Source organism: Streptomyces sp. NPDC050636 (assembly GCF_040654775.1).
Classification (GTDB): Bacteria; Actinomycetota; Actinomycetes; order Streptomycetales; family Streptomycetaceae; genus Streptomyces.
Genome location: NZ_JBFAIP010000239.1, coordinates 1 through 2,656 on the forward strand (window position 1 = coordinate 1; position 2,656 = coordinate 2,656).

Annotated in this window: 2 protein-coding genes; both read right to left on the reverse strand. The window is 68.1% G+C overall.

Going from position 1 to position 2,656, the window contains the following annotated elements:
- Positions 1-1,892: type I polyketide synthase (locus tag AB0I10_RS40935; RefSeq protein ID WP_363157821.1), on the reverse strand; the 1,892-nt coding region annotated here is incomplete at its 3' end.
- A gap of 44 nt (positions 1,893-1,936) precedes the next feature.
- A partial coding sequence (locus AB0I10_RS40940) for a phosphopantetheine-binding protein (protein WP_363157822.1) occupies positions 1,937-2,656 on the reverse strand: 720 nt, incomplete at its 5' end.

A 2,656-nucleotide genomic window follows, 5' to 3' on the forward strand; every position in this document is an offset into this window, starting at 1 on the left:
CCCTGGCCGACCCAGGACTCCTCACCCTCACCCCGAATAACCGCCGCCGGCGAACCGTCCAGATGCTCAGCCAGCCCCGCACACACCGCATCAAACGTTTCCGCAAACACCGGGAACGCCGCATACAAACCCGCACCCATGCCCACCCGCTGGGCACCCTGCCCCGTGAACACAAACCCGACCTTGCCCACACCACCCACCGCCCCGGACACCACACCCGGAACCTCACGACCCTCCGCCAACGCCCCCAGCCCGGCCACCAGTTCACCGCGATCCGCACCCAGCACCACCGCACGGTGCTCCAACACCCCACGCGAAACCGCCAGCGACCACCCCACATCGCCCGCATCCACATCCGGACACCGCTCAACAAACCCCGCAAGACGATCCGCCTGACCCACCAGCCCGGCAGCCGACCGACCCGACACCACCCACGGCACCACCGGCAACACGACGCCGTCGGCACCGCCAGCCGGATCCGTTGCCACGTCAGACACCGAAGCGTCGTCCTGGGGCGCCTGCTCGATGATCACGTGCGCATTGGTGCCGGAGAACCCGAACGACGACACACCCGCCCGCCGCGGACGCTCACCCACCTCCGGCCACGACACAACCTGGGTCACCAACCGCACCGCACCCGCATCCCAGTCGATGCGCGAAGACGGCTCCTCGGCGTGCAACGTCGCCGGGACGATGCCGTGCCGCATCGCGGCCACCATCTTGATAATCCCCGCCACACCGGCCGCCGCCTGCGCATGACCGATGTTCGACTTCACCGAACCCAACAGCAACGGCCGATCCTCAGCCCTGCCCTGACCGTACGTCGCCAACAGCGCCTGCGCCTCAATCGGATCACCCAGCCGCGTACCCGTGCCATGGCCCTCCACGACATCCACACCATCAGCACCCACGCCAGCACTCGCCAACGCCGCGCGGATCACCCGCTGCTGCGCCGGACCATTCGGCGCCGTCAAACCATTCGACGCACCATCCTGGTTCACCGCGCTCCCGGACACCACCGCCAGAATCCGATGACCATTACGCCGCGCGTCCGACAACCGCTCAAGCACGACGACGCCGACGCCTTCACCCCAGCCCGTACCGTCCGCCGCCTCCGCGTACGCCTTGCAACGCCCATCAGCAGCCAGACCCCGCTGCCGCGAGAAGTCGATGAACGTCCCCGGCGTCGACATCACCGTCGCACCACCCGCCAACGCCAGCGACGACTCTCCCGAGCGCAGCGACTGGCATGCCAGGTGCAGCGCCACCAGCGACGAGGAGCAGGCCGTGTCCACCGTCACCGCCGGGCCCTCAAGGCCGAGCGCATACGCCACCCGCCCGGAGGCAACCGCGCCTACACCACCCGTTCCGTGATACCCCTCCACCGCCTCGGGCACGGGAAAGGACGGCAGGTAGTCGTGGTAGAAGAGGCCGGTGAACACTCCCGTGTCACTGCCGTGCAACGCCCCCGGATCGATCCCCGCATCCTCCAGCGCCTCCCACGACGTCTCCAGCAGCAACCGCTGCTGCGGATCCATCGCCACCGCCTCACGCGGACTGATCCCAAAGAACTCCGCGTCGAACTCCCCCGCCTCATAAAGGAATCCACCCTCACCCGAGACGCTCTTGCCCACCGCATCCGGATCCGGGTCGACCACATCCCCAGGCCAACCACGGTCCACGGGAAACGCACCCACCGCGTCCCCACCAGACTCAAGCAACTCCCAGAACTCACCCGGAGACGACACACCCCCCGGGAAGCGACACCCCATACCCACAATGGCCACAGGTTCCTGCTGGCGGTCCTCCACCTCACGCAGGCGCTCGCGGGTCTGGTGCAGGTCGGTGGTGACCCGCTTCAGATAGTCACGAAGCTTGTCTTCGTTCGCCATCCAATGACGCCTTCCTCATTACGCACGGTGGTACGGCCGCGTACTCAGAGCCCGAGCTGGTTGTCGATGAAGTCGAACATGTCGTCGTCGCTGGCCGACTGGATCTTGTCGGCGACCGAATCACCGTCGTCGGCGGCCTCGCCGGATCCGCCGGTGTCGCTCAGCGCGGAGAGAATGTCCATCAGCCGTGCCGTGACCCGCGCACGGGCGGTGTCGTCGTCCATGATCTCGGTGAGCGACGCTTCGAGCTTGTCGAGCCCGGAGTAGGCCGCGAGGGCGTTCGTCTCCTCGGTGGCCGTCCCGAACATCTCCTGCGCCAGGAATTCGGACAGGGCGGCCGGGGTCGGGTAGTCGAACACTGCCGTGGCGGACAGGCGCAGGCCTGTGGCGTTGTTGAGTCGGTTACGTAGTTCGACTGCGGTGAGGGAGTCGAAGCCGACGTCGCGGAATGCGCGGTCCGGGTCGACGCTGTCGGGGCCGGGCATGCCCAGGACCAGGGCGGTCTGCGTGGCGATCATGTCCCGTACGGCCTCTTGCTGTTCGGCCGGGCTAAGGCCGGCCAGACGCGCGGCCAGCGCCTGCTGCCCGTCGACGATGCGCTCACCGACCGAACGGCGGGCGGGCCCACTGGAACGCGACCCACGTGCCAGACCGGACAGCAGCGACGGGACCTCGCCCGATGCTCGTAGCGCGGTCAGGTCCAACTGGGCGGCCACCAGCAGCGGTTCGGTCCCACCCATGGCCACGTCCAGTACGGCGAGCCC